Source organism: Planococcus rifietoensis, assembly GCF_001465795.2.
GTDB lineage: Bacteria > Bacillota > Bacilli > Bacillales_A > Planococcaceae > Planococcus > Planococcus rifietoensis.
Genome location: NZ_CP013659.2, coordinates 1,825,923 through 1,848,648, shown reverse-complemented (window position 1 = coordinate 1,848,648; position 22,726 = coordinate 1,825,923). Strand labels below are relative to the sequence as shown.

The following is a 22,726-nucleotide window of genomic DNA, read 5'->3' as shown; positions in this document are numbered from 1 at the left end:
CTCTACGGGTTGCACTTTTTTTATTGGCGTTTTTCTTCTAATGCCGAAATCAATTCGATGGCGATATCAGGCCGATCGGTAATGATGCCTTGGGCTCCGGCGTTGATCAATTTCTCCATCGCTTCCTTGTTGTCGATCACCCAGTAATGAACCGGGACATTTAATCGGTCAAGGAAGGCAATAAACCGCGCAGAGTCGAGACGGAATACCGAATGCTTCACCGGAATCTGCACAACATCCGCTCGCGGTGCATACAGATGGCCGAACTGGCTGTTGAAGGAAGTGAAAGCTTTGCGCACTTCATTTTCCCCAGCGCCAAGAGCAACACGGTTTTGGGCGTATAAATTAAAGCGGTCGATTTGTTCGTCGTAGAAGCTGGTGACGACGACACGGTCTTCCGCGCCAAGTGATTCGATCAAGCGCCAAAGCTTCGAGGGCACCAGACTGCCTTCATACGTATCAGGTGCGTCTTTGATATCGATATTGATATACATTTGCGGGAATTTCTCCAGCAATTCACGTAGCAGGACGACTTTTTCGCCTTTTCCGCGGTAAGAATTTTCGCCTTTGCCATCGACGAAATGATAGCCAAGGTCAAGCTCACGCAATTCTTCGAGTGTCATTTCGGCTACGCGACCGGCTGAGCCGGATGTGCGGTCGACAAATTCATCGTGAAAAACCAGGATTTCCTCGTCGTTGGTCATGCGAATGTCGATTTCAAAGCCGTGGACGCCGAGTTCTGCGGCACGGTCAAAAGCTGCCATCGTATGTTCGGGCGCGAGCGAGCTGCCGCCGCGATGGGCGAGGACGATCGGGTGCTTGTAATCGAGCACGGCTTTTTGAGGTCGTGTCTGTGGTTCTGTAAATGCTTTAGAGCCGGCCCATGCGGCTGCGCCAACAGCGGCTGCGGCCAGTCCAATTTTCGTTTTCTTACCCATATATGTATTACCCCCTGTTTTGGTAGTATCCACATTATAGCGGAACGCTTCACTTGCTGTCAGTTTATTCGGTTGCGGCTTTTTTTAGACCTATGGTATTCTAGAGTTTAGAAAAGAGGGATAGATATGCATGATCGCCAAGGTCTGATTGTCTATGTGCATCAGCTGAAACAAGCAAAATCGCTGCGGAAGTATGGACACGTCCATTTTATTTCCCGCAAATTGAAATATGTCGTCGTCTACATGGACCAGGACAAAATTGAAGCCACAAAAGAAAAACTATCCAAGCTGCCGTATGTCAAGAAAGTGTTGGAGTCCCAGCGACCTTTCCTTAAGACGGAATATGAAAATGCCAAGCCCGATAAAGCGAAGGAATACGATTATAAAATCGGCTTGTGATCATTGCATCGGCGGAATATAATGGTTGAGCCTGAGAATGGCGATGAGGTGGCCGAAATAAAGTTTGGTGTCTGCGTATTGTGAAGAATGCTTGACGTCCATGCGAATCGGCTCATGGCCCAATTGCTTTACTGCGTCCTCAAACACGGCCAATCGTTTTGAACCGTCCGGTACGCCTTCGCGGCATAGATAAATCGGCATGAAATTGCCTTCTTGGGCTGGCTGGAATGCAGCGGCAACGGAAACGACTGGATGGCCGTCTTTCGTTTTTGAAACGAAAACGAATCCGTGCATAAACCGTTCTTGATTGCTTTCCATCAATTGGCGAAGTTCATATATATCGCCGTACCCTTCTCCAAGTTCGATAAAACGTTGTATCATCTAAAACACGTCCTTTCCAGAATCCATTCTACCATTATGGGCGGTATTTGCAGTACTAAAATGATAAAGTAAGAGGCGATAGTATGCGTGTAGTAGCAGGACAGGCGAAAGGCCTGCCTTTGAAAGCGGTTCCCGGGAATTCGACGAGGCCGACGACTGATAAAGTAAAAGAATCCATCTTTAATATGATCGGCCCGTTTTTTGATGGCGGAACGGCAGTGGACTTGTTTGCCGGCAGCGGGGGGCTCGGGATTGAAGCCTTGAGCCGTGGCGTCGACCATGCGATTTTTACCGATAAAGACAAAAAAGCGGTGGAAACCATCCAGGCCAATCTGGAAAAAACCAAGTTGACAGAATCGGCGGAAGTATACCGCGCCGATGCTGAACGCGGATTGAAAGCCATGAAGAAAAATGGCGTCAAGGCGCGTTTGCTGTTTCTCGATCCGCCTTACCATATGGAAAAAGCCTACGGACTGATGGGGAAGGCGGCTGAATTCGGCTTGCTTGAAGACGAGGCGATCATCGTCTGCGAACACGAACGCGATATCGAATTGCCGGATGAAACAGCTGGGTGCGTCCGGTTTAAAAAGGAATTATATGGAAATACGATCATTTCAATTTACCGCTACCAGGGGGAAGAGGGAGAACGCATTGACTAAAATTGCAGTAGTACCGGGGAGTTTCGACCCGATTACGATGGGCCATTTGGATATCGTCAAACGGGCATCATCGATTTTTGATGAAGTGAAGGTCGTGGTCATGAACAATTCATCGAAAAACCCATTATTCGATGTGGATGAACGGATGGCATTAATTGCAGAAGTGACCAAAACCATTCCGAACGTGACGGTCGATTCATTTGCCGGCCTGCTGATCGACTATGCAGTGGAAGCAAAAGCAAATGCAATCATCCGGGGCTTACGGGCCGTATCAGATTTCGAATACGAGATGCAAATCACGTCCATGAACCGTTTCTTGAATGAAAACATCGAAACTTTGTTCATGGTGTCAAACAACCAATATTCTTTCCTCAGTTCGAGCATTGTTAAAGAAGTGGCGAAATATCAAGGAAATATTTCCGGGCTGGTCCCAGATGCGGTGGAAAAAGCATTAATAGAAAAGTTCAAATAAGTCACGTGACACGTGGCTTTTTGTTGTGGTTCGATCAAAAAGGAGAGGATATGCGATGAAAAGTAAAAAACTATGGTTTTTTGTGCTGGTGATGGCGCTCGTCGTGTTTGTCAGCTCCTACCGGCTGGATGCCTATATTTCACGCCCGGGCGACGCATACGAGCTATCGCCGCTGGTGGAAGTGGAGGGACGGGATGAAGGCGACGCTGGCACGCTCAGCTTAATGACCGTGACGATGTTTAATGCGACTCCAGCTTTGTACGTCATGGCGCAATTTCAGGAAGGCTATAAAGTCCTCGACCCGGAACAAGTGAGAAGCCCCCATGAAAGCGATGAGGAATACAATGTCAGGCAACTAAAGCTGATGTCTGATTCACAGGTCAATGCGCTGCAAGTGGCCTTTGAAGAAGCAGGCAAACCCTATGAAGTATCGAGTAACGGCGTGTTCATCCTGAACGTGCTGGAAGACGGGGCGGCTGCCGGCCTATTGTCACCGGGTGACCGTTTGTTGGAAATCGATGGGCAAGCTTATGGTTCGATGGAAGATTTTCTTGATTATTTAGCAACCAAGAAGGTGGGAGATGAAGTGGAACTGGTGATTGAGCGCGATGAACGCACGATTAACCAGACGGTCACGCTAGCCCCACTGCCCACAGAGCCTGAACGCGCGGGCATTGGCATTTCGTTCGTGGAAGACAAAGAAATCGAAACGACTCCGGATGTTTCGATCGACTCCGATACCATCGGCGGGCCGTCCGCCGGGTTGATGTTCACCTTGGAAATTTTGAATCAATTGCTGGATGAAGACATTACCCACGGATATGACATTGCGGGAACCGGCACGATGGAAAGCGACGGGACGGTCGGGCCTATTGGCGGAATCGACCAAAAAGTTATTGCGGCAGACCGTGCTGGCATCGACGTTTTTTTCGCACCGGATAATGAGGGGGATTCCGGGACGCCGAGCAATTTTGATGTCGCGATGGAAACCGCAGAAGAAATCGGCACTGAGATGGATATTGTCCCTGTCACCGACATCGATGCGGCCCTTGATTATTTGTCAGAACTATCGCCCAGGTAAATAGGCGGTGTTGTGTATTCCTTTTTCAATGAGTCTGCGCCGATGGCTTGAAGGTAAAGTGTCGATGCGCGGATATCAAGCTGTCCCATGCTTCCTGTTAAATCCGCTGCGCGGCTGATGACAGGGAGCGGGATGGCTTTTTTTCGTTCATTCAAATAACGCCTGCCGTTATGCGTCATGCCAAGCAAGCGGATGTATTCCGGCTGTTTGACAGCTTGTGCTTCCTGCTGTGTATACCCCGTGAAGATGTGGGTCAACATGCGCTGTATCCGCGTCCGTGTGAAGCGTTTGCTCTTCACGCGGGCGATGAAGACATCAAAAGTCTCTGAACGCTTGGCTGACTCGTGGATCAAGTTCTCGATGCCTTCCGTTACTTCGGCAAACCGCGCGAGTGCTTTTGGCCCTTCGCGCAAAATCGTGAAGCGCAGCATGGGATAGAACCGTTGCCAGTCGACAAATCCTTGCTGTTCCGCGTGAACCCGCTCGAGCAAACGAATGCTGCTCGTCGGTAAATAAGGCGCTAGTTCTCCGAGCTCCTCACCTTCGAAAAAGGCATTGCGTATGCCGGTCGCACTGGCAATCGCGACACCGGGCTCTAGCGGATCGTGATAGCCGGCACCGATGCGCTGTATCGTCAGGGGTGCCATTGCGCGGTTGACTGCATGTGCGGCTTCGATATAATGATAGCCGAGAATGTTGTTCGGTTTGGTCAAGTCGGCATAGCGGCTGCTGCTGTTCTTTAAAGAGAGGTAAGCGTCGTTCAATGCTTTTGGGTAACTGATGCCGGTTTGCACCCTGTCATGGATGATTGTGTCGTATTGCTCTCTTTTGGTGTTCAATAATTCCAGGCTGTTCAAGAACGGTTCGATTTCGCCTTGTTCGCTGCCGAAGCAAAAAGAAGCGCATCCTGCTGCGTCAAGCAAATGGATGGCGCCGCGTGCGAATTCGGATGCCTGAGCGGTCGCGAAAGCATAGGGCAATTCGATGACCACATCGACGCCAGCCGACAGCGCCATTTCCGTGCGCGTCCACTTATCGGCAAACGCCGGTTCGCCGCGTTGGAGGAATTGGCCGCTCATGACAGCAACGACCACATCGGCTCCTGACAGTTCTTTTGCTTTCGCCGCGTGATGCAAATGGCCATTATGGAAAGGGTTATATTCAACAACGATTCCTGTCGCTTTCATTACAGCACCTTCTTTTGGTATGATTAGTTGTATATAAGTTAAACAAAAATTTTATAATCCGTAAAAGTTAGAGATGAAACGGCTCGTGACGGATGCTTTCCACTCTTTCATTTGAGGTATTTAGCAGATATGGAGCAAAATAGCGCAGACTCCTTGGGGATTAGCGAAGTGCTGAAATCCATTCGGGCGGCTAGCCCGAATTAGTTCAGCGCAAGCCCCCAGGAAAGCTAGCTGTTTTGCGGAATATCGTTTTATATTAAATTATTAAAGCATTTGTTCAACTTATATAGTATAACGATGAGCGAATTATGGTGACAAGATTTTTTCTTGACATCGTTTGTTCTACATTATATAATCAACTTTGTTGTCTTGAGGTGATTACTTATGAAAATAGCGATTCAACAGCTACAAAAGTATCGTAACGACGGGATGCCAATTGACCAGTATGTTCAATTGGATGAGGCGAAAAAGCGCAATAGTGATATTCGCGCCGTATCTCCTATACACGTCACAGGACACTGTACGATTGGTTCGCAACAAATGACGTGCATGCTCCATCTTGAAGGGACGCTTACGCTGCCCTGTGCACGAACTTGGGAAGATGTCGAATATCCGGTCAGCATCGACACCGTAGAAATCTTCGATTGGTCTGAAAAAGGCCGTGAAGAAGGCGAGGACGAATATGTCCACACGGTAACGACTGAAGTCATTAATCTTCAGCCGATTTTAGAAGAGCTGATCGCCCTTGAAGTGCCTATACAGGTCTTTAAGGAAGACTCAGAACAAACCGTTATCAAAGGCGGCAACGACTGGTCTTATTTGTCAGATGAAGAAGTTCTGGCCAAGAAGGAAGAAGCACAATCAAAACCGGATCCAAGACTGGCTGATTTAGCCAAGTATTTCGATCAGACAGATGAATAGAATCATTGTAAGGAGGTGTCACCAATGGCTGTACCGTTCAGAAGAACATCCAAAACCGCTAAAAGAAAACGCCGTACGCATTTCAAGCTATCCGTACCTGGTATGGTAGCGTGCCCAAGCTGTGGCGAAAGTAAATTGGCTCACCATGTCTGCAAAGCATGTGGATCATACAAAGGCAAAGAAGTAGTAGCTAGCAAATAAAACAGTATTTGCTTAGAAAAAGGTTATCTGGAGGCCATGGCTCCGGATAACCTTTTTCATTTGCCGAAAAACAGGTAAACTAAAGCCAGAGGTGAGTGAAACATGGCATACATAATCGAAACAAAAAATCAGGTAATGACGTTTTCGATCAACCGGCCCCATATCCGCAACGCCATCAACAACGAAGTGATGGAAGGGTTTGAAGAACTCGCTAACCGCGCCAGGGAAGAAGACATCCGCTATGTCGTCATCACGGCAACAGGCGAGCAGGCATTTTGTTCAGGCGGCGACTTGTCCGTTTTCCATGAACTGAAAACAGAACAGCAGGCTTGGCCGATGCTCAGCCGCATGGGAGAAGCTTTGTATCGCATCAAGACAATTCCTGTCCCGGTCATTGCGCTTGTCAACGGCACTGCGGTTGGCGGGGGCTGTGAGATTGCGACAGCGTGCGATTACCGGCTGGTGAAGAGCCATGCCAAATGCGGCTTTATTCAAGGGACGTTGGCCATCACGAGCGGGTGGGGAGGCGGCACCTATCTTTTTGAAACTTTGAAGCATGACGCGGCACTCAAAATGCTCAGCGATGCGCGCGCTTACACAGCGACCGAATTGTTTGAAAACGGATGGGCCAGCGCCATCATCGAAGAGGACGGGGATATCGAACAATTCCTGGCATCAATGAACCGAGTGCTGCCGTCCGTACACCGTGCTTATAAAGAGATAGCGATCCGTAAATGGCAGGAAACGAACTTGAAACAGCGGGTCGATCAGGAGATCCGTGAGTGCGCTAGATTGTGGGCCAAAGAAGCCCATCATCAAGCCGTCGATAGGTTTTTGAATAAAAGCAAAAAATAAGGCTCCTATGGGGTCTTTTTTTCATGGAAAAAACAATGCCCTTTTCTTATGAATGAAGCGAACAGACGGAACATTATGGAAAATATTTTTTTCAATAGTTGAAATCGCTTACAAAATTCGTATATGCTAGAGAAGGGAGAAAACTTAGGGGGTATTTCATACATGAAAAAAATCCTGATTGCCAACCGGGGCGAAATTGCACGGCGCATTATCCGCACGTGCGACCGCCTCGGCATCGAAACAGTCGCAATCTACTCCGAGGCGGATGGGGAACTGCCATATGTGAGTGAAGCGACAGAAACGGCAGCGATCGGCCCGAATCCGGTCGCGCAATCCTATCTACAAGCAGATAAAATCATTGAAGAAGCATTAAAGCGCAATGTTGAAGCGATCCATCCAGGCTATGGCCTGCTGTCGGAAAATGCGGATTTCGCGCGCAAAGTCACAGAAGCAGGGCTAATCTTTATCGGCCCAAAACCTGAAGTCATTGATACGATGGGCGATAAGCTCGGCTCTCGGCACACGATGAAACAAGCCGGGGTGCCAGTCGTGCCAGGGACAGCTGAAGGGGTGTCAGACATTGATGCGGCTGTCTTGGAAGCGAAAGCGATCGGTTATCCGCTGATGCTTAAGGCGAGTGCAGGAGGCGGCGGCATCGGCATGGTGCTGTGTGAAAATGAGCAAGCGCTCACTCAGCAGTTTGATTCAGTCAAAAACCGTGCCAAAGCCTACTTTGGGAACGATATCGTTTATTTGGAGAAATTCATTGCCAATGCACGCCATATCGAAGTGCAGATTTTCGGCGATGAGTCGGGCAATATTGTCCACTTGTACGAGCGCAACTGCTCTGTACAGCGCCGCAACCAAAAAGTCATCGAAGAATCGCCTTCTCCGGACTTGCCGGAATCTGCCAGAACCAAGCTATGCGATGCAGCCGTTAAAGCGGCTCGCGCGGTGGGTTACACCAATGCAGGAACGGTCGAATTCATTGTCGATGAGAATAATGACTTCTATTTTCTGGAAATGAATACCCGATTGCAAGTGGAACATCCAATTACTGAAGAAGTGACAGGCGTCGACCTCGTCGAATGGCAAATCAATGTGGCTAGGGGCGAAACTTTGCCCGGGCAAGATACGATCCATACAACCGGCCATTCGATTGAGTACCGCATCTATGCGGAAGACCCGAAAACATTCTTCCCGTCGCCCGGAACTTTATCCGTCTTGGAATGGGGCACTGGCGCACGCATCGAGACCGGATATGAAGGAGGCAATAAAGTGACGCCTTTCTATGATCCTATGATCGCCAAGGTCATTTTGACAGGAGCTTCGAGAGAAGAGGTCTTGGAGAAATCCAGGAAGTTCTTTGACGAAACGGCGATTGAAGGCGTGAAGACCAATTTGCCGCTCTTCGACCGATTTATTGAATCCAAACCATTTATAGAAGGAAATTACGCGACCGCCGTATTGGCTCAGTGGCTTACACAACAAAAGGAGGAAAAAACAGTATGAAACAATTAACAGCATCTATGGCCGGAACGGTCTTGAACATTGCAGTATCCGAAGGGGAATCCGTATCAGCGGGACAAACCGTCATGACTCTTGAATCGATGAAAATGGAAATTCCGGTAGAAGCGGAATTCGGCGGGAAAGTCGAAAAAGTCGATGTGGAAGTTGGCAGCTTTGTCAACGAAGGGGACACATTGGTGACGCTCGGCGAATAAGGCATTTGAATCCAAAGGGGTGGAAGAAATGACGAAAACGACTGAAACAACGGGATATAATACACGGCTCGAAGAAAAGCTTTCCAAGATTTTCGCGGGCGGGCAAGAGAAATACCATGAGAAATTGAAAGAAAGCAATAAACTATTTGTCAGAGACCGCTTGAATTTACTTTTTGATGACGGTGACTATATTGAAGACGGCCGTTTCGCGAATGTGGAAGCGGGCGATCTTCCGGCAGATGGCGTCGTCACGGCGATCGGCAAAGTGAACGGCGAAACCGTTTGCGTCATGGCGAACGATTCGACCGTTAAAGCCGGGTCGTGGGGATCACGGACTGTAGAAAAAATCATCCGCATCCAGGAAACGGCTGAAAAGATGCAAGTGCCGATGCTTTATTTGGTCGACTCTGCAGGCGCCCGCATCACCGATCAATTGGAGATGTTCCCGAACCGCCGCGGCGCAGGCCGTATTTTCCACAACCAAGTACGCATGTCCGGAATGGTGCCGCAAGTTTGCTTATTGTTCGGCCCGTCTGCGGCTGGTGGGGCGTATATCCCTGCGTTTTGCGATATCGTCATCATGGTCGAAGGAAATGCTTCGATGTACTTGGGGTCGCCTCGCATGGCTGAAAAAGTCATCGGCGAAAAAGTATCGCTCGAGGAAATGGGCGGCGCCCGCATGCACTGTACCGTGAGTGGGGTAGGCGATGTTTTGGTATCCACTGAAGAAGAGGCGATTTCGGAAGCGCGCCGTTATATGGCATTTTTCCCGGCGAATTTTGCGGGCAAGCCTGAAACGATCGAAGCGAAAGCGAAAAAAGCTGGCCGCAGCCTGGAAGAGATCATTCCGGAAAATCAGAATGCACCATTTGATATGTATGAATTGATCGACCAATTGATCGATGAAGACAGCTTCTTCGATATCAAGAAGCTGTTCGCGCCGGAGTTGATTACCGGCCTTGCGCGCATCGACGGGCAAGCAGTTGGCATCATCGCCAACCAGCCGAAAGTAAAAGGCGGCGTCTTGTTCGGTGATTCTGCCGACAAAGGCGCCAAGTTCATCAATCTCTGCGATGCCTTCTCGATTCCGCTCTTGTTCTTGGCCGATGTTCCAGGATTTATGATCGGCACGAAAGTGGAACGCGCAGGGATCATCCGCCACGGCGCCAAGTTCATCTCTGCGATGAGTGCGGCTACTGTACCGAAGATTTCAGTCGTCGTGCGCAAAGCTTACGGCGCTGGTTTGTACGCGATGGCGGGCCCTGCCTTTGAACCGGACGTGTGCATTGCGCTCCCGACAGCGCAAATTGCCGTCATGGGTCCTGAAGCGGCAGTCAACGCAGTTTACTCCAACAAGATCGAAGCGATTGAAGACCCGAAAGAACGCCTGGCCTATGTCCAGCAAAAGCATCAGGAATATAAAGAAGAAATTAATATTTACCGCTTGGCATCAGAGCTCATTGTCGATGAAATCGTCGCGCCATATGCACTTCGCGAGGAATTATCCAAGCGCTTGTCGATTTATGCGACGAAAGATTTGCCTTTGCCATATCGAAAACATCCGATCATTCCTGTATAATGAGTAATAGACGTGGAGTCTGCCTTATAAGGCAGGCTTCTTTTTTAGCAGACACCCAAGACAAGGGATCGTTTGCTAACGACGATTGCTCTGAAAAAAGGAGGGGTTTCCATGAAATTCGCAATTATTGGCGGAAACGCCCAGGCATTGCTGCTGGCGCATCTATTGAAAAAAGAAGGTGATGTGCAGTTGATCATCACGAATGAGGAACAAGCCGCTGAACTTAACGCGCATGGCCTCGTTTATGGAACAGAACAACAGCAAATCGCCGTTTATAATGATTTTGAACAGGTGGACCCGGATGCTTATATATTTATTACGGTTCATTCAGATGAACTGCCGCCTATCCTAAGGCTGCTGAAAATTCGCCGGCCGAGCAATCCGCTCGTGTTCGTCCAGCAAGGGATGCTCTATATCGAAAAAGCCCGCTTATTGGCGCATCGTCAAATCGCGGCTGCCACATTGGACTGCGACGCAGTCAAAATCAATGCACACGAAATTAATTACTCGAAAAAGCCTCAGCTTAGCCTTGGTCTAATAAAAGGCGAGCCGGCTCAATTCGAAGCGCTCACGAATGTGGGCCACATGGCAGTGCAATGGACAGAGGATATCGAGAGCCGGTTGTTCGAACAGCTGTTGAGAGACAGCCTCATCAATCCGTTGACGGCGCTGATGAAAATCGAAAAGGGGCGTTTGATTACTGATCCGAATGCCTACGAACTGTTCCGCAATCTGTACAATGAATTGTACTTAGCATTTCCGGAAATCGAAAGCTTGCAGCCAATCGAGCGCGTCGCTGCCTATTGCGCGTCACGCCCGGAAGAAATATCTTCCATGCTTGCAGACCGAATGGCCGGTGACCCGATGGATGTGGACGGGCTGATGCTATACATCCTGCAGGTTTCGAAATTGGATTTGCCTTTGTTCAAAGCGTTCTACCACTTATTGAAGACTGTTGAGGAAAACTGATGGAATGGATATCTACTGCCGGGAACGTGCTGCTTTACGTTCCGTTTATCTTGTTTTTATTTGTTTACGCATTGACCTATAAATCACAAAAACGCAAAGCGCTCGGCATCGCGGCTGATGTCACTGCTTTTCTGTTGTTCTTTTCAGTGCCGGCATCGATTGAATTGCTGTTTGACTTCGAAGTTCAGCCTTTTATCCTCATGGCAGCTTTACTGTTTGCGATTTTTCTGCTGATCCGTGAATGGAAGACTCAAAAAGAACTCGAAGTGATCAAGTTCCTGCGCAAAGTTTGGCGCATTTGTTTTTTGGCTTTGTCTGCCATTTATGCCGTCACTTGGCTTGCCGGACTTATCTTTTTAGCAGTCCAATCATTCCGCTAGGCGGATTTTTTCTCAAGCAATCCTCCTTTTGTTATAGTAGTCTTTGAATGTAAAGCGAAAAGGGGATTCAACTTCATGAAATTAGAGGAGAAATACATACCGCCATCCTCCAACTTGATGGCTGATTATACGAACGAAGAACAAAAAATAGTGAAATACTTTTCTTATAAGCCTTCATTGGAACAAGCCCGCGACAGGCTTGAAACCCTTGAAAACCATCCGGTCGATCGCGAAAAGCTGGCGTCTATCATCGCAAGTTATATGGAACCGTACGGGATCTCTGAAGCGGCAAGGCAAAATCTTGAACGTTTTGAAAAAGGCGCATCAGTTGTCGTGACTGGCCAGCAAGCCGGATTATTGACGGGTCCTTTATATACGGTGCACAAAGCGATTTCTGCGATTTTATTGGCGAAAGAAGCTTCTGAAAAGCTAGGTACACCGGTCGTGCCGGTATTTTGGATTGCCGGGGAAGACCATGATTTGGCCGAGATTTGCCATATTTACCGCGAAACGAACGGCCGTGTCGAAAAGCTGAATTACCCGCATGCTAAACTCGGGAAATGCGCTGCTTCACACGCACCGCTTAAAGCAGATGAAATCGAGGCGTTTTTGGAAGAATATTTCCGCAGCTTGCCTGAGACTGTGCATACGAAGGAGATCCATTCCTTAGTATTTGGCCATCTCGAAAAAGCTGATACATTTACCGCATTTTTCGCAAGTTTGCTCAATCATTTTTTCAATCAGGAAGGCTTGCTTTATATCGACGCAGCCTATGAGCAATTGCGCGCCTATGAATCAAGCTTCTTCTCGAAGCTCATCGGAAATAGCCAAGCGATAGCGAAAACGGTCGTGGAAACTGAAACAGCGCTTCAAACTGATGGTTATACGGCAGGGATCGATGCCAAAGAGGAAGCGGCGCATCTCTTCATCACAATCGAAGGCGAACGCCTGTTGCTCGAGCGTGACGGAAGCCGTTTTGCCGTCAAGAATACGGCGATCAGCTACACGGAACAGGAACTCTTGGAGATTGCCAAGCACGAACCACAGCGTCTCAGCAATAATGTCGTAACACGGCCGTTGATGCAGGATCTTGTCTTTCCGGTGCTCGCTTTTGTTGGAGGGCCAGGCGAGATCGCATATTGGGCAGCGTTAAAAGGCGCATTCGAAGTCATGGGAATGCAGATGCCGATCGTCATGCCAAGGCTCAGCGTCAGCTTGATTGACCGCCGGACTGCGGCGCTGCTGGAGAAGCGGGACTTGAGTTTTGAAGAGGTCGTCATGGATCGGAAAATCCCCCAGCTGCGCAATGAACTATTCGACCACATAAGAGACGAAGAAACGGAAGCGAAAATTGAAGAAGTCAAACAAGGCTTGGCGGAAGAGTACGAAGAACTGATCAGCCGTTTTACAGCGGTCAGTGCCGGGCTCACGCCTTTGGCCGAGAAAAACTTGCGTATCCACTTGGCACAGCTCGATTTCTTAAAACACAAACTGCAAGATGAAGTGGCAATACAGAACAGCACGCAGTTCAATCAACTCGCAACGATCGAAAATGCCTTATTGCCGGAATCAGGATTGCAGGAACGGATTTATAACCCAGTGCCTTACTTGAATCAATATGGCCGAAACTTGGCGGAAGACCTATTGGCTCTGCCGATGAAGTACGATAACACCCACAAAATTGTCATTCTTTAACTTGGAAAAGCCTGCATATGCAGGCTTTTTTTATGTCAAGTAAACTCTTTGAGATGAAATGCTGTAACAATAGTGAAATATTTCAAAAACAAGTGGTGGCATGTGGGGGAATGTGGTACATTAATTATAATAAGTGGGGTGAAAGGCATGTTCATGGGCGAATTTCAACACAATGTTGATGCTAAGGGCAGATTAATCGTTCCTGCAAAATACCGTGAACTGCTTAGTGAGCATTTTGTGATCACCAGAGGCCTGGATCAGTGCTTATTTGGTTATCCGATGAATGAATGGAATAAAATTGAAGAAAAATTAAAAGAAATGCCAGTTACGAAAAAAGATGCACGTGCATTCACCCGTTTTTTCTTCTCAGGGGCCCAGGAAGTGGAACTTGATAAGCAGGGGCGCGTCAATATACCTGCCAACCTTTTGTCATATGCCAAAATCGAAAAAGAGTGCGTCATTCTCGGCGTCTCCAACCGGTTTGAAATATGGTCGAAAGATGCATGGGAAGCGTATTTCGAAGAATCCGAAGAATCCTTTAATGAAATAGCCGAAAACTTAACTGACTTTGATTTTTAATTAACGAACGGGGGGACTGGGTTGTTCAATCACACTACAGTTTTGCTGCATGAAACTGTCGATGGGCTGAACATTCGTCCTGATGGCGTATATGTAGATTGTACACTCGGCGGTGCCGGCCACAGCGAATATTTGGCCCAGCAGCTATCCGATCAGGGACATCTGTACTGCTTTGATCAGGATGTAACAGCAATCGAACATGCAAAAGAAAAACTGAAAGACCATTTACATAAGATCACTTTTATCCATGCAAACTTCAAGTATTTAAAAGAAGAATTAGAACAACGCGGAATCGAGCACGTGGACGGCATCTTATACGATCTGGGCGTTTCGTCGCCGCAACTCGATACGCCCGAACGCGGATTCAGCTATCATCACGACGCCCCACTCGATATGCGCATGGACCAAAGTGCGGAACTGAGCGCTTACCATGTCGTAAACGAATGGCGCTTTGAAGATTTGGTGCGCATTTTCTATCGTTACGGAGAAGAGAAATTCTCCAAGCAGATTGCACGTAAAATCGAAGCTGCAAGAGACAAGCAGCCAATCGAAACGACAGCGCAACTAGTTGAATGCATCAAAGACGGCATTCCAGCGCCAGCGAGGCGTAAAGGTGGCCATCCGGCAAAACGCGTATTCCAGGCGATCCGCATCGCGGTGAACGATGAGCTTGGGGCTGCTGAAACTTCTTTGCAAGATGCGATCGACATGCTCGCAATTGGAGGAAGAATCAGCGTCATCACTTTCCATTCGCTCGAAGACCGTTTGACGAAGGCTTTGTTCAAGGAAGCTTCATCACTTCCGGAACTGCCGCCGAACTTGCCGGTCATCCCGGATGGGCTTGAACCGAAATTGAAATTAATCACTCGAAAACCAATATTGCCATCGGAAGAAGAATTGGCGCATAATAATCGGTCGCGTTCCGCCAAGTTGCGGATTGCGGAGAAAATCAAACTCTAAGGACGTGTTTAAATGGCGTTGAATGCGAGAACCCAAACCTACATCCAGCAGCCGGCCGTTCCGCAAAGTCCGAATAGACAGCCGGCAAAAAAGAAAAAACGCATTACGAAGGGCGAGAAAATCCTTTACACAGCTTTCCTGGCTGTCTGCATCATGTGCGCATTGCTCGTCTTGCAAAATCAGTCGACAATCCAAGCTTCCACGCAGGAAATCCAGACAATTGAAAATTCAATCAATGAAACGACGAAACAAAATACCGATTTGTCCGTGCAAGTAAGTGAACTGTCTTCATATGAGCGCATTTGGTCGAAAGCAAAGGATTACGGCTTAAAATTAAATGAGCGAAATGTAAAGGTAGTGCCGGGACAATGAAGAAAAAATTTCGTTTTCAAGGAGGAGCCTTTCTGCTATTTTTACTATTTGCAGGGCTCTTTTTCCTTTTAATGGCCAGAATAATCACAATTCAAGCGACGGGCAAAGTGGAAGGGCAGGAATTGGCTGCCAGAGCAGCTGCCAAATACAGCCAGGAAGAAGTATTGACCGCAGAACGCGGCAAGATTTTGGACCGCAACGGTGAAGTCATTGCAGAAGACACATTGACGTATAAATTAGTGGCGGTGCTGGATGAATCGGTAACCACGAACCCGGAAAAACCGAACCACGTAATCGATGCAGAGGAAACAGCGGCGTATCTATCCGAACAACTGGGGACGCCGAAAGAAGAATTAGTCAGCATTTTGGAGAACGGGATGGAGAAAGACCGTTATCAGGTGGAGTTCGGCGCAGCCGGACGCGAAATCAGCCACACACAGATGCTTGAGATGAAAGAAAAAGATTTGCCGGGCTTATTGTTCGTCAAGGACCTTAAACGCCTTTACCCGAACGGTGTGTTCGCTTCCCATCTAATCGGCTTCGCCATGAAAGAAGAATTCGAGGATGGCCAAGTGAAGACCAAAGGCAAAATGGGCTTGGAGTCCATTCATGACAAAGTCTTGACGGGCAAAAACGGTAAAATGGAGTTTGATACGGATAAATGGGGATATCTATTGCCGAACAGCCAAGAAGCAGTCACTCCCGCTATCGACGGATCCAATCTGCAGTTGACGCTGGACCGCACGCTTCAGAACTTTTTAGAAGATGCCATGTCGAGCGTCCAGGAAGAATATAACCCCGCACGCATGATCGCTGTGATTGCAGATCCGGATACCGGCGAGATCTTGGGCATGTCCCAGCGCCCGACTTTCAATCCGAACACGCGTGAAGGCTTATCGGACAACTGGTTGAACGAGAGCATCGAACTGACAATCGAGCCAGGCTCGCCAATGAAAGTGTTCACATTGGCAGCGGCTGTCGAAGAAGGTAAATGGGATCCGAATGCTTATTATGATTCCGGGACCTATACATTGCTGGATCGCACAATCGGCGACCATAACAGCGGCCGCGGCTGGGGCAGCATCACGTTCCTTGAAGGCTTCCAGCGTTCATCCAACGTATCGATGGGCTATTTACTTGAGCGCCTCGGTGCGGATAATTTTATGAATTACATCGATGCATTCGGTTTCGGCGAAAAAACCGGCATCGATTTGCCGAATGAAGCGGCAGGAAAGATTCTGGATCAATACCCGATCAATAAATTGACCACTTCCTATGGACAAGGGTCGACCGTTACGCCGATTCAGATGATCCAGGCAGCGACGGCGCTGGCTGGAGACGGCACAATGATGAAACCGTACATCATCGATCAAATCAAGAACCCTGATACAGGCGATGTAACCGTGAAATCAGAACCACAAGAAGCCGGTACGCCGATTTCAGCAGAAACGGCGAAAAAAGTCCGTGAAATCATGGCTTCCACTGTCACTTCAGAAGTCGGTTCTGCACAAGGCTTCGCATTGCAGGACTATTCTGTTGCCGGGAAGACCGGTACCGCACAAGTTCCTGGAGAAGACGGGCGTTATATGACGGGCACGAACAATTACTTGTTCTCATTCCTCGGAATGGCCCCGGCAGATGATCCGGAACTATTGATTTACATCGGCGTGCAGCAGCCTCAATTGCCTGCCGATGAATACGGTTCTGTCCCAGTATCCAAAATCTTTACATCTGTTATGGAAAACGGATTGAAGTATTTGAACATCGCACCTGAGAATTCAGTGGAAGCAAAGACTGTTGAAATTGAAGACTATAAAGGGCTTCCTATGGAAGAAGCGGTTTCTCAGCTGAAAGCCAAGGGATTGAACCCAGTTATCGCTGGTGATAATTCTCAAATAAGTGACCAATATCCAGCAGCCGGCGAAAAAATGGTAGCCGGTGAAAATATCATTTTGAGAACGGGCGGCACCACAGCTATTCCAGATTTCACAGGCTGGTCGAAACGGGAACTGCTGGCATTCCAAGCGCTCAGTGGATTGCCGCTTGAAATCGCAGGCCAAGGCTTTGCCATGACGCAAAGCGTGGCAGAAGGGGCAGTGCCGGAGAAAGGCGAATCTGTTATCATCGAATTGCAGCCACCGGAAGTATTTTACCCCGAGCAATCGCTGAATGCCGAAGAAGCACAGCAACAGCCTGAGACTGGACAAGCTGCAGCAGAAAGCCCGGAAGCTGGTGAGTCTACAAGCGAACTAACAGAACCAACAGAACCAACAGAACCAACAGAACCAACAGAAGAATCAACGGAACAACCCGTCAATAACGAAAACGAATAAATGAACGAGTGTACTCGTCTTTAAAGGAGCTCTATTAATGGAAGGTATAAATATATTTGGATTTGGGATTGCATTGATCATGACTGTCGCATTGATGCCGGTATTCATCCCACTATTGAAACGCATGAAATTCGGGCAAAGCATTCGTGAGGAAGGCCCGCAATCCCATTTGAAAAAAACGGGGACACCAACGATGGGCGGATTGGTATTCCTTATTTCCATCATCGTCACGGTCCTATTGGTCGCCGCTTTTAATGGTGAATTGACGACGCCAGTGGTCATTTTGCTGATTGTCCTATTCGGTTACGGATTGATCGGATTTTTGGATGATTTTATCAAAGTGGTGCTCAAGCGCAATCTTGGACTGACGTCACTGCAGAAATTGCTGGCGCAAATTGTCATTGCCGTTTTGTCGTTCTTTTTACTGCGCGCAAACGGCTTTGATACGGCACTCGGCATTCCCTTTACGGAAGTATCCATCGAACTTGGTTGGGTATATGTCTTGTTCATCGTGTTCTGGTTGGTCGGCTTCTCAAACGCCGTCAATTTGACAGATGGTCTTGACGGGCTGGTCGCAGGAACGGCATCCATCGCTTTTGCTGCATTCGGCATATTGGCGATCGTCCAGCAGGAAACCGGGATTGCCTTGTTCACGTTTGCTGTTGCAGGCGGGCTGATCGGATTCCTCGTTTTCAACAAATACCCGGCAAAAGTATTCATGGGCGATACAGGTTCCTTGGCTCTTGGCGGTGCACTTGCCATGGTTTCGATCCTACTGAAACAGGAATTGCTCTTGCTCTTGATCGGTTTGGTGTTCGTCATCGAAACCGCTTCGGTCATTTTGCAGGTCGGAAGTTTTAAACTACGGAAAAAACGCATATTCAAAATGAGCCCGATCCATCATCATTTTGAATTGAGCGGCTGGTCTGAATGGAAAGTAGTCACCGTATTTTGGGGTGTCGGTTTCATCAGTGCCGCGATTGCCGTTTTATTGGAGGTCATGTAAATGAAAGATTTGCCGCAATTGCATCAAAAGAAAGTGCTTGTGCTCGGATTGGCGAAAAGCGGCTTTACCGCTGCACGCCTTTTACATAAACTCGGGGCATTCGTGACGGTCAATGATTCCAAGCCCTTTGAAGAAAATCCTGAAGCCCAGGAGCTATTGAATTTAGGGGTCACTGTCATTTGCGGCCGCCATCCGGAAGATCTATTGGATGAAGGGTTTGAACTGGTCATCAAGAATCCAGGGATTCCTTACCGTAACCTGTTGATACAGAAAGCTCTGGAAAAAAACATTCCAGTGTGGACGGAAATCGAGTTGGCATACCGCATCAGTGAAGCGCCGTTTATCGGCATCACGGGATCGAACGGCAAAACCACGACGACGACTTTGCTGTTCCATATGCTCAACCAGGACGGCAAGTCACCGCTTATTGCGGGGAATATCGGCACAGTGGCAAGCGGAGTGGCAGAAAAAGCGACAGCGGACCACGTCATTGTCACGGAACTTTCTTCATTTCAACTAAAAGGGACGGAATCGTTCCGCCCGCATATCTCGATCATTACCAATTTATATGAAGCGCATCTTGATTATCACGGATCGCTTGAAGACTATATCGGAGCGAAAAAGAAAATCACGGAAAACCAGACGGCTGAGGATTATTTCATCTACAATGCCGACCAGCAAATGCTCGTGGACCATGCCAAGACCGTTAAAGCACAAGGTATTCCTTTTACATTGAAAGGCCGTACCGAAGAAAGCATCAGTGCAGACAGCGAATTCATTTATTGGCAAGGCGAACCGTTGATCGAACGCAAGCGGATTATGCTCGCAGGTGAGCATAATCTTGAGAACATTTTATCCGCCACTGCGGCCATGCTTCTATCTGGAGGAACAAAAGAAACCATCATCCGCGTTTTGACTTCTTTCACAGGGGTCAAGCACCGTTCCCAGTTTGTCGGGGAATGGCAAGGAAGACGTTTCTATAACGATTCGAAAGCAACGAATGAGCTTGCCACCAAAAGTGCGCTGGAAGCTTTCAGCGACAACATCATTTTGCTCGCGGGGGGACTCGAGCGCCAGCATTCGCTGGAAGAATTGCGCCCCTATATGAATCGAGTGAAAGTACTTGTCACTTTCGGTGAGACGGCGGACCGTTTTGCTGAATTTGCAGAAAGCTGCGATGTTCCGACGGTCATTAAAGCCGGATTGATGGACGATGCAGTCGAAAAGGCAGTCAGTCAGTCATCTCCGGAAGATACAATCTTGTTGTCTCCTGCTTGTGCGAGCTGGGATCAATACGAAAGTTTTGAAGTCCGCGGCGATGCGTTTATCGAAGCGGCCAGAAAATATACAGAAGCAAACGAATAAAACGAAGGAGCGGCGGATATGGACAAAGTTATAGACATCGAAGAACGCATACCAACGCTCCGGGAGCGGCGCAGAAAAAGGTCGAACCGCAAGTTTGCGGCTTTATTGACCGTTTTTATTTCGTTGCTGTTCATTCTTTTATACAGCCAGTCCACTTACAGCGAGATCCGCGACATCAAAGTCACAGGTGCTGAATTGTTCGATGGCGAGAGTTATAAGCAGGCCAGCACTTTGGCGCTTGGGGATTCGATGTGGTCATTTGACAGCGGGGAGATCGAGCGTGAAATTGAATCGCTTGAATGGGTCGAATCGGCAACAGTCAAAAAAAATTGGTTGAGCTCAGTTGAAATCGAAATCCAAGAATTTGTCGAGATGGGGTATTTGGATCAAGGCAATAGCTATCAAGTGGTCTTGTCGAATGGTGTCGTGCTCAACCAGCCCATCAGCGTCGTGGAAGGACCGATTTTTTCGAATTTCGAAGATGAAGCAAAACGGGAAGCGTTGATCGAGCAACTGGTCAAAACCGACCCGGAAGTGCAGAATCTCATCTCTCAAGTCATTTTGGATACGGAACAGGAACGTGCAGATTACATCACGATTTATATGAATGACGGAAACGAAATCAAGGCGATTTTATCGACTTTGGCAGAGAAGATAAATTATTATCCATCTGTCACCGCTCAGCTGGAAGGCCGCCAAGGCATCATTGACATGGAAGTTGGCATTTATTTCCGTTCCTATAACGATGTGTTCGGATTGGCGGAAGCGGGTGAGGAACTTGAAAACATCGAAGAACAATGAGCGCAAAAGCATCAGCAAGTCGATCATCTTCTCGCTCGTTTTCTTGGTTCTCGGATTTATCATGGCCTATTCCTATAGCTTATCGAACCAGCGAGAAGCGGAAAATGATTTTGCGGGAACCAGCTTTTTCGAGCAAAAAGAACAATACCGGAAAGAATTGATCGAACAGCAAGAGCGCAATAAAGAATTGCGCGCAGAGCTGGATGACAAGCAAAAAGCCGTTCAGGAATTCGAGCGGTCTGTAGTGGACGGTGAAGAAAACTATACGGCATACGCCCGGGAGGCAGAAGAATTGAGACGCTTCCTCGGGCTTGTTCCGGTTAAAGGGCAAGGCTTGAAAGTGACTCTCGAGGACGGCGATTATACGGCAGACCATGTGAATCCAAACGATTATATGGTCCATGAAAGCCATGTGTTCCAAGTGATTAACGAACTCTATATTTCCGGTGCCGAGGCAATTGCCGTAAATGGCCAGCGGATTCACGGCAATTCCCATATTGTCTGCACGGGCCCTGTCATTACAGTCGACGGCATCCAGCATCCTGCGCCTTTCACCATCGAAGCGATTGGGAGTCCAGAAGTATTGACTGCCTCCATGCAACTGTCAGGCGGCGTCCAGGACCAGCTCGTCAACGATAACATCATTGTAACGCTTGATTCAGGGCGAGCTATCCGCATGCCGGCACTTTTGTCGGAGATGGATACAGGGGGACAACGATGAAAAAACGCATTACGGGCCGTTTTACGGTCATTCTTTTTGTTATCGGTTTTATGACTGCGACACAATACAACACGGTAAATATGGATGACAGCCGGGATTCCCGGGATACATGGGAAATCCGCCAGCAATTATCGCGGGAAAAGCAACTTCATTCGGAATTGCTGTCGGAAATCAGCCTGCTGGATGAGACACTTGGCAAGTATAGCGATGAAGCGACTCAAGATCCGCAGGCGGTTTTGAAAGAGACAGTAAAAGATTTGCAGAACTCTGCCGGCCTTTCGCAAGTGATTGGCCCGGGAATTGAACTGGAGATTAGCCCTTCGCTTGAAGCGATTGCGCTTGGAACCGAAATAACAGAAATTCCACCAGATTTATTGATTCGCTTAGTGAATGAAATCAATCGCTTTGACGGCATCGAGCTGGCGATTGCCGGGGAGCGTGTCATCAACACGACCGCGATACGCGATATCAATGGCTACACAACCGTGAATACAGAGCCTATCTCGACGCCGCCGTTTATGATCACGATTATGGCAACGAGCATGGAAGAAGCGCGGAAACTTTCTAGTTATTTGACGGCTTCTGCAATTCACGATGATTTTTACATAGACGATTTGACGATCACTATTTCAGAGCCGCAGGAAGAATTGGCGCTGCCGGCTTTTGATGAAGAAATTAACATGGAGCATCTTCAAGCCGGGGAGGGGGAGTAGGAATGTGGATATCGATTCTAGGATTGCTGTTGGGCATTTCACTCGGCTTGTTGACGGATATCCAAATACCGCCTGAATACGCCAGTTATTTGTCAATAGCAGTGCTGGCTTCACTTGATACGCTGTTTGGGGGCATACGGGCCCATTTGCAGCAAGTTTATGATGACAAAGTGTTCGTTTCAGGTTTTTTCTTTAATATCGTATTGGCTGCAGGCCTGGCTTTTCTTGGCGTCCATTTAGGTGTAGATTTGTATTTGGCAGCCATTTTCGCGTTCGGCGTCCGGCTATTCCAGAATATTGCGGTGATCCGCCGCATTCTGCTTACGAAATGGGCCGAAAAAAAGAAGCTTGGTGAGGCAAATTGACGAATTGCAGGAAAATTTTCTAAGTTTCGCTATTTTACTTAGACAAGGTGTGTATTTTACAATAGAATGT

26 protein-coding genes are annotated in these 22,726 nt (G+C 48.2%); 23 read left to right on the top strand and 3 right to left on the bottom strand.

Features of this window, described 5'->3' with window-relative positions:
• Positions 1-20: 20 nt before the first annotated feature.
• The gene (locus tag AUC31_RS09240) at positions 21-938 is read right to left on the bottom strand and encodes a glycerophosphodiester phosphodiesterase family protein (RefSeq protein WP_058383490.1); all 918 of its coding nucleotides are present in this window, start codon (positions 936-938) and stop codon (positions 21-23) included.
• Positions 939-1,064: 126 nt separating this feature from the next.
• Between AUC31_RS09240 and AUC31_RS09235 the strand changes: the two genes are divergently transcribed.
• Positions 1,065-1,337, top strand: a complete 273-nt coding sequence (locus AUC31_RS09235; RefSeq protein WP_058383491.1) for a YlbG family protein — start codon at positions 1,065-1,067, stop codon at positions 1,335-1,337.
• Here the strand turns inward: AUC31_RS09235 and AUC31_RS09230 are convergent, their stop codons facing one another.
• The gene (locus AUC31_RS09230) at positions 1,338-1,718 is read right to left on the bottom strand and encodes a DUF7147 family protein (protein ID WP_058383492.1); all 381 of its coding nucleotides are present in this window, start codon (positions 1,716-1,718) and stop codon (positions 1,338-1,340) included.
• Between the two features lie 83 nt (positions 1,719-1,801).
• Here AUC31_RS09230 and rsmD point away from each other — a divergent pair, with 83 nt between their 5' ends.
• From rsmD to AUC31_RS09215, 3 genes are read left to right on the top strand one after another with little or no spacing between them, the layout of a single operon-like run.
• Positions 1,802-2,377 (top strand): 16S rRNA (guanine(966)-N(2))-methyltransferase RsmD, encoded by a 576-nt coding sequence (gene rsmD, locus AUC31_RS09225; RefSeq protein WP_058383493.1) that lies wholly within the window; start codon positions 1,802-1,804, stop codon positions 2,375-2,377.
• Positions 2,370-2,849 carry a pantetheine-phosphate adenylyltransferase gene (coaD, locus tag AUC31_RS09220; protein ID WP_058383494.1) on the top strand — a complete coding sequence of 160 codons (480 nt, stop codon included), beginning with the start codon at positions 2,370-2,372 and terminating at the stop codon, positions 2,847-2,849. The genes rsmD and coaD overlap by 8 nt, the downstream gene beginning before the upstream one ends.
• A gap of 55 nt (positions 2,850-2,904) precedes the next feature.
• Positions 2,905-3,930, top strand: coding sequence for a SepM family pheromone-processing serine protease (locus AUC31_RS09215; RefSeq protein WP_058383495.1), 1,026 nt, complete (start codon positions 2,905-2,907; stop codon positions 3,928-3,930).
• On the opposite strand, the gene AUC31_RS09210 is transcribed toward AUC31_RS09215, so the two are convergent.
• Positions 3,903-5,117 carry a nucleotidyltransferase gene (locus AUC31_RS09210; protein ID WP_058383496.1) on the bottom strand — a complete coding sequence of 405 codons (1,215 nt, stop codon included), beginning with the start codon at positions 5,115-5,117 and terminating at the stop codon, positions 3,903-3,905. The genes AUC31_RS09215 and AUC31_RS09210 overlap by 28 nt on opposite strands.
• Before the next feature lie 384 nt (positions 5,118-5,501).
• On the opposite strand from AUC31_RS09210, the gene AUC31_RS09205 reads away from it, so the two are divergent.
• The 19 genes from AUC31_RS09205 (at position 5,502) to AUC31_RS09120 (ending at position 22,656) form a co-directional block, all read left to right on the top strand.
• On the top strand, positions 5,502-6,038 hold the full coding sequence (locus AUC31_RS09205; RefSeq protein WP_058383497.1) for a YceD family protein: 537 nt from the start codon (positions 5,502-5,504) through the stop codon (positions 6,036-6,038).
• A gap of 24 nt (positions 6,039-6,062) precedes the next feature.
• Positions 6,063-6,239 carry a 50S ribosomal protein L32 gene (gene rpmF, locus AUC31_RS17580; RefSeq protein WP_082799159.1) on the top strand — a complete coding sequence of 59 codons (177 nt, stop codon included), beginning with the start codon at positions 6,063-6,065 and terminating at the stop codon, positions 6,237-6,239.
• Positions 6,240-6,341: 102 nt separating this feature from the next.
• Positions 6,342-7,094, top strand: a complete 753-nt coding sequence (locus AUC31_RS09200; protein WP_058383498.1) for an enoyl-CoA hydratase/isomerase family protein — start codon at positions 6,342-6,344, stop codon at positions 7,092-7,094.
• Between the two features lie 162 nt (positions 7,095-7,256).
• Complete coding sequence (locus AUC31_RS09195) at positions 7,257-8,606, top strand: acetyl-CoA carboxylase biotin carboxylase subunit (protein ID WP_058383499.1); 1,350 nt, start codon at positions 7,257-7,259, stop codon at positions 8,604-8,606.
• Positions 8,603-8,818, top strand: a complete 216-nt coding sequence (locus tag AUC31_RS09190) for an acyl-CoA carboxylase biotin carboxyl carrier protein subunit (protein WP_058383500.1) — start codon at positions 8,603-8,605, stop codon at positions 8,816-8,818. Before AUC31_RS09195 ends, AUC31_RS09190 begins: the two co-directional genes overlap by 4 nt.
• A gap of 28 nt (positions 8,819-8,846) precedes the next feature.
• The gene (locus AUC31_RS09185; protein ID WP_058383501.1) at positions 8,847-10,397 is read left to right on the top strand and encodes an acyl-CoA carboxylase subunit beta; all 1,551 of its coding nucleotides are present in this window, start codon (positions 8,847-8,849) and stop codon (positions 10,395-10,397) included.
• A 111-nt stretch (positions 10,398-10,508) separates the two neighbouring features.
• Entirely contained in the window at positions 10,509-11,366 is an 858-nt protein-coding gene (locus tag AUC31_RS09180; RefSeq protein ID WP_058383502.1) for a ketopantoate reductase C-terminal domain-containing protein, read from the top strand.
• Positions 11,366-11,746, top strand: coding sequence for a DUF3397 family protein (locus AUC31_RS09175; protein WP_058383503.1), 381 nt, complete (start codon positions 11,366-11,368; stop codon positions 11,744-11,746). Before AUC31_RS09180 ends, AUC31_RS09175 begins: the two co-directional genes overlap by 1 nt.
• 75 nt (positions 11,747-11,821) lie before the next feature.
• Complete coding sequence (bshC, locus tag AUC31_RS09170; protein WP_058383504.1) at positions 11,822-13,441, top strand: bacillithiol biosynthesis cysteine-adding enzyme BshC; 1,620 nt, start codon at positions 11,822-11,824, stop codon at positions 13,439-13,441.
• 147 nt (positions 13,442-13,588) lie between these two features.
• Complete coding sequence (mraZ, locus tag AUC31_RS09165; protein ID WP_058383505.1) at positions 13,589-14,020, top strand: division/cell wall cluster transcriptional repressor MraZ; 432 nt, start codon at positions 13,589-13,591, stop codon at positions 14,018-14,020.
• Between the two features lie 21 nt (positions 14,021-14,041).
• Positions 14,042-14,980 (top strand): 16S rRNA (cytosine(1402)-N(4))-methyltransferase RsmH, encoded by a 939-nt coding sequence (gene rsmH, locus AUC31_RS09160; RefSeq protein WP_058383506.1) that lies wholly within the window; start codon positions 14,042-14,044, stop codon positions 14,978-14,980.
• 12 nt (positions 14,981-14,992) lie between these two features.
• Positions 14,993-15,352, top strand: coding sequence for a cell division protein FtsL (ftsL, locus tag AUC31_RS09155; protein WP_058383507.1), 360 nt, complete (start codon positions 14,993-14,995; stop codon positions 15,350-15,352).
• Positions 15,349-17,685 (top strand): penicillin-binding protein, encoded by a 2,337-nt coding sequence (locus AUC31_RS09150; RefSeq protein WP_058383508.1) that lies wholly within the window; start codon positions 15,349-15,351, stop codon positions 17,683-17,685. The genes ftsL and AUC31_RS09150 overlap by 4 nt, the downstream gene beginning before the upstream one ends.
• A gap of 37 nt (positions 17,686-17,722) precedes the next feature.
• Positions 17,723-18,691, top strand: a complete 969-nt coding sequence (mraY, locus tag AUC31_RS09145; RefSeq protein ID WP_058383509.1) for a phospho-N-acetylmuramoyl-pentapeptide-transferase — start codon at positions 17,723-17,725, stop codon at positions 18,689-18,691.
• Positions 18,692-20,056 (top strand): UDP-N-acetylmuramoyl-L-alanine--D-glutamate ligase, encoded by a 1,365-nt coding sequence (murD, locus tag AUC31_RS09140; RefSeq protein WP_058383510.1) that lies wholly within the window; start codon positions 18,692-18,694, stop codon positions 20,054-20,056. It abuts the gene before it with no gap.
• A gap of 18 nt (positions 20,057-20,074) precedes the next feature.
• On the top strand, positions 20,075-20,857 hold the full coding sequence (locus tag AUC31_RS09135) for a cell division protein FtsQ/DivIB (RefSeq protein ID WP_058383511.1): 783 nt from the start codon (positions 20,075-20,077) through the stop codon (positions 20,855-20,857).
• Positions 20,835-21,578, top strand: coding sequence for a DUF881 domain-containing protein (locus AUC31_RS09130; protein ID WP_058383512.1), 744 nt, complete (start codon positions 20,835-20,837; stop codon positions 21,576-21,578). The genes AUC31_RS09135 and AUC31_RS09130 overlap by 23 nt, the downstream gene beginning before the upstream one ends.
• A complete protein-coding gene (locus AUC31_RS09125; RefSeq protein ID WP_058383513.1) occupies positions 21,575-22,291 on the top strand; it encodes a DUF881 domain-containing protein in 717 nt (238 codons plus the stop codon). The genes AUC31_RS09130 and AUC31_RS09125 overlap by 4 nt, the downstream gene beginning before the upstream one ends.
• Before the next feature lie 2 nt (positions 22,292-22,293).
• Entirely contained in the window at positions 22,294-22,656 is a 363-nt protein-coding gene (locus tag AUC31_RS09120) for a small basic family protein (RefSeq protein ID WP_058383514.1), read from the top strand.
• Positions 22,657-22,726 lie beyond the last annotated feature (70 nt).

Excerpts from the sequence above, each read along its gene's own strand:
- AUC31_RS09150 (WP_058383508.1), top strand. The coding sequence starts at position 15,349 with ATGAAGAAAAAATTTCGTTTTCAAGGAGGAGCCTTTCTGCTATTTTTA.
- rsmD (WP_058383493.1), top strand. The coding sequence starts at position 1,802 with ATGCGTGTAGTAGCAGGACAGGCGAAAGGCCTGCCTTTGAAAGCGGTT.
- AUC31_RS09175 (WP_058383503.1), top strand. The coding sequence starts at position 11,366 with ATGGAATGGATATCTACTGCCGGGAACGTGCTGCTTTACGTTCCGTTT.
- mraZ (WP_058383505.1), top strand. The coding sequence starts at position 13,589 with ATGTTCATGGGCGAATTTCAACACAATGTTGATGCTAAGGGCAGATTA.
- ftsL (WP_058383507.1), top strand. The coding sequence starts at position 14,993 with ATGGCGTTGAATGCGAGAACCCAAACCTACATCCAGCAGCCGGCCGTT.
- AUC31_RS09210 (WP_058383496.1), bottom strand. The coding sequence starts at position 5,117 with ATGAAAGCGACAGGAATCGTTGTTGAATATAACCCTTTCCATAATGGC.
- AUC31_RS09230 (WP_058383492.1), bottom strand. The coding sequence starts at position 1,718 with ATGATACAACGTTTTATCGAACTTGGAGAAGGGTACGGCGATATATAT.
- bshC (WP_058383504.1), top strand. The coding sequence starts at position 11,822 with ATGAAATTAGAGGAGAAATACATACCGCCATCCTCCAACTTGATGGCT.
- AUC31_RS09205 (WP_058383497.1), top strand. The coding sequence starts at position 5,502 with ATGAAAATAGCGATTCAACAGCTACAAAAGTATCGTAACGACGGGATG.
- AUC31_RS09215 (WP_058383495.1), top strand. The coding sequence starts at position 2,905 with ATGAAAAGTAAAAAACTATGGTTTTTTGTGCTGGTGATGGCGCTCGTC.
- AUC31_RS09240 (WP_058383490.1), bottom strand. The coding sequence starts at position 938 with ATGGGTAAGAAAACGAAAATTGGACTGGCCGCAGCCGCTGTTGGCGCA.
- rpmF (WP_082799159.1), top strand. The coding sequence starts at position 6,063 with ATGGCTGTACCGTTCAGAAGAACATCCAAAACCGCTAAAAGAAAACGC.
- AUC31_RS09190 (WP_058383500.1), top strand. The coding sequence starts at position 8,603 with ATGAAACAATTAACAGCATCTATGGCCGGAACGGTCTTGAACATTGCA.
- murD (WP_058383510.1), top strand. The coding sequence starts at position 18,692 with ATGAAAGATTTGCCGCAATTGCATCAAAAGAAAGTGCTTGTGCTCGGA.
- AUC31_RS09135 (WP_058383511.1), top strand. The coding sequence starts at position 20,075 with ATGGACAAAGTTATAGACATCGAAGAACGCATACCAACGCTCCGGGAG.
- AUC31_RS09125 (WP_058383513.1), top strand. The coding sequence starts at position 21,575 with ATGAAAAAACGCATTACGGGCCGTTTTACGGTCATTCTTTTTGTTATC.
- mraY (WP_058383509.1), top strand. The coding sequence starts at position 17,723 with ATGGAAGGTATAAATATATTTGGATTTGGGATTGCATTGATCATGACT.
- AUC31_RS09235 (WP_058383491.1), top strand. The coding sequence starts at position 1,065 with ATGCATGATCGCCAAGGTCTGATTGTCTATGTGCATCAGCTGAAACAA.
- AUC31_RS09185 (WP_058383501.1), top strand. The coding sequence starts at position 8,847 with ATGACGAAAACGACTGAAACAACGGGATATAATACACGGCTCGAAGAA.
- AUC31_RS09180 (WP_058383502.1), top strand. The coding sequence starts at position 10,509 with ATGAAATTCGCAATTATTGGCGGAAACGCCCAGGCATTGCTGCTGGCG.
- AUC31_RS09195 (WP_058383499.1), top strand. The coding sequence starts at position 7,257 with ATGAAAAAAATCCTGATTGCCAACCGGGGCGAAATTGCACGGCGCATT.
- AUC31_RS09200 (WP_058383498.1), top strand. The coding sequence starts at position 6,342 with ATGGCATACATAATCGAAACAAAAAATCAGGTAATGACGTTTTCGATC.
- AUC31_RS09120 (WP_058383514.1), top strand. The coding sequence starts at position 22,294 with ATGTGGATATCGATTCTAGGATTGCTGTTGGGCATTTCACTCGGCTTG.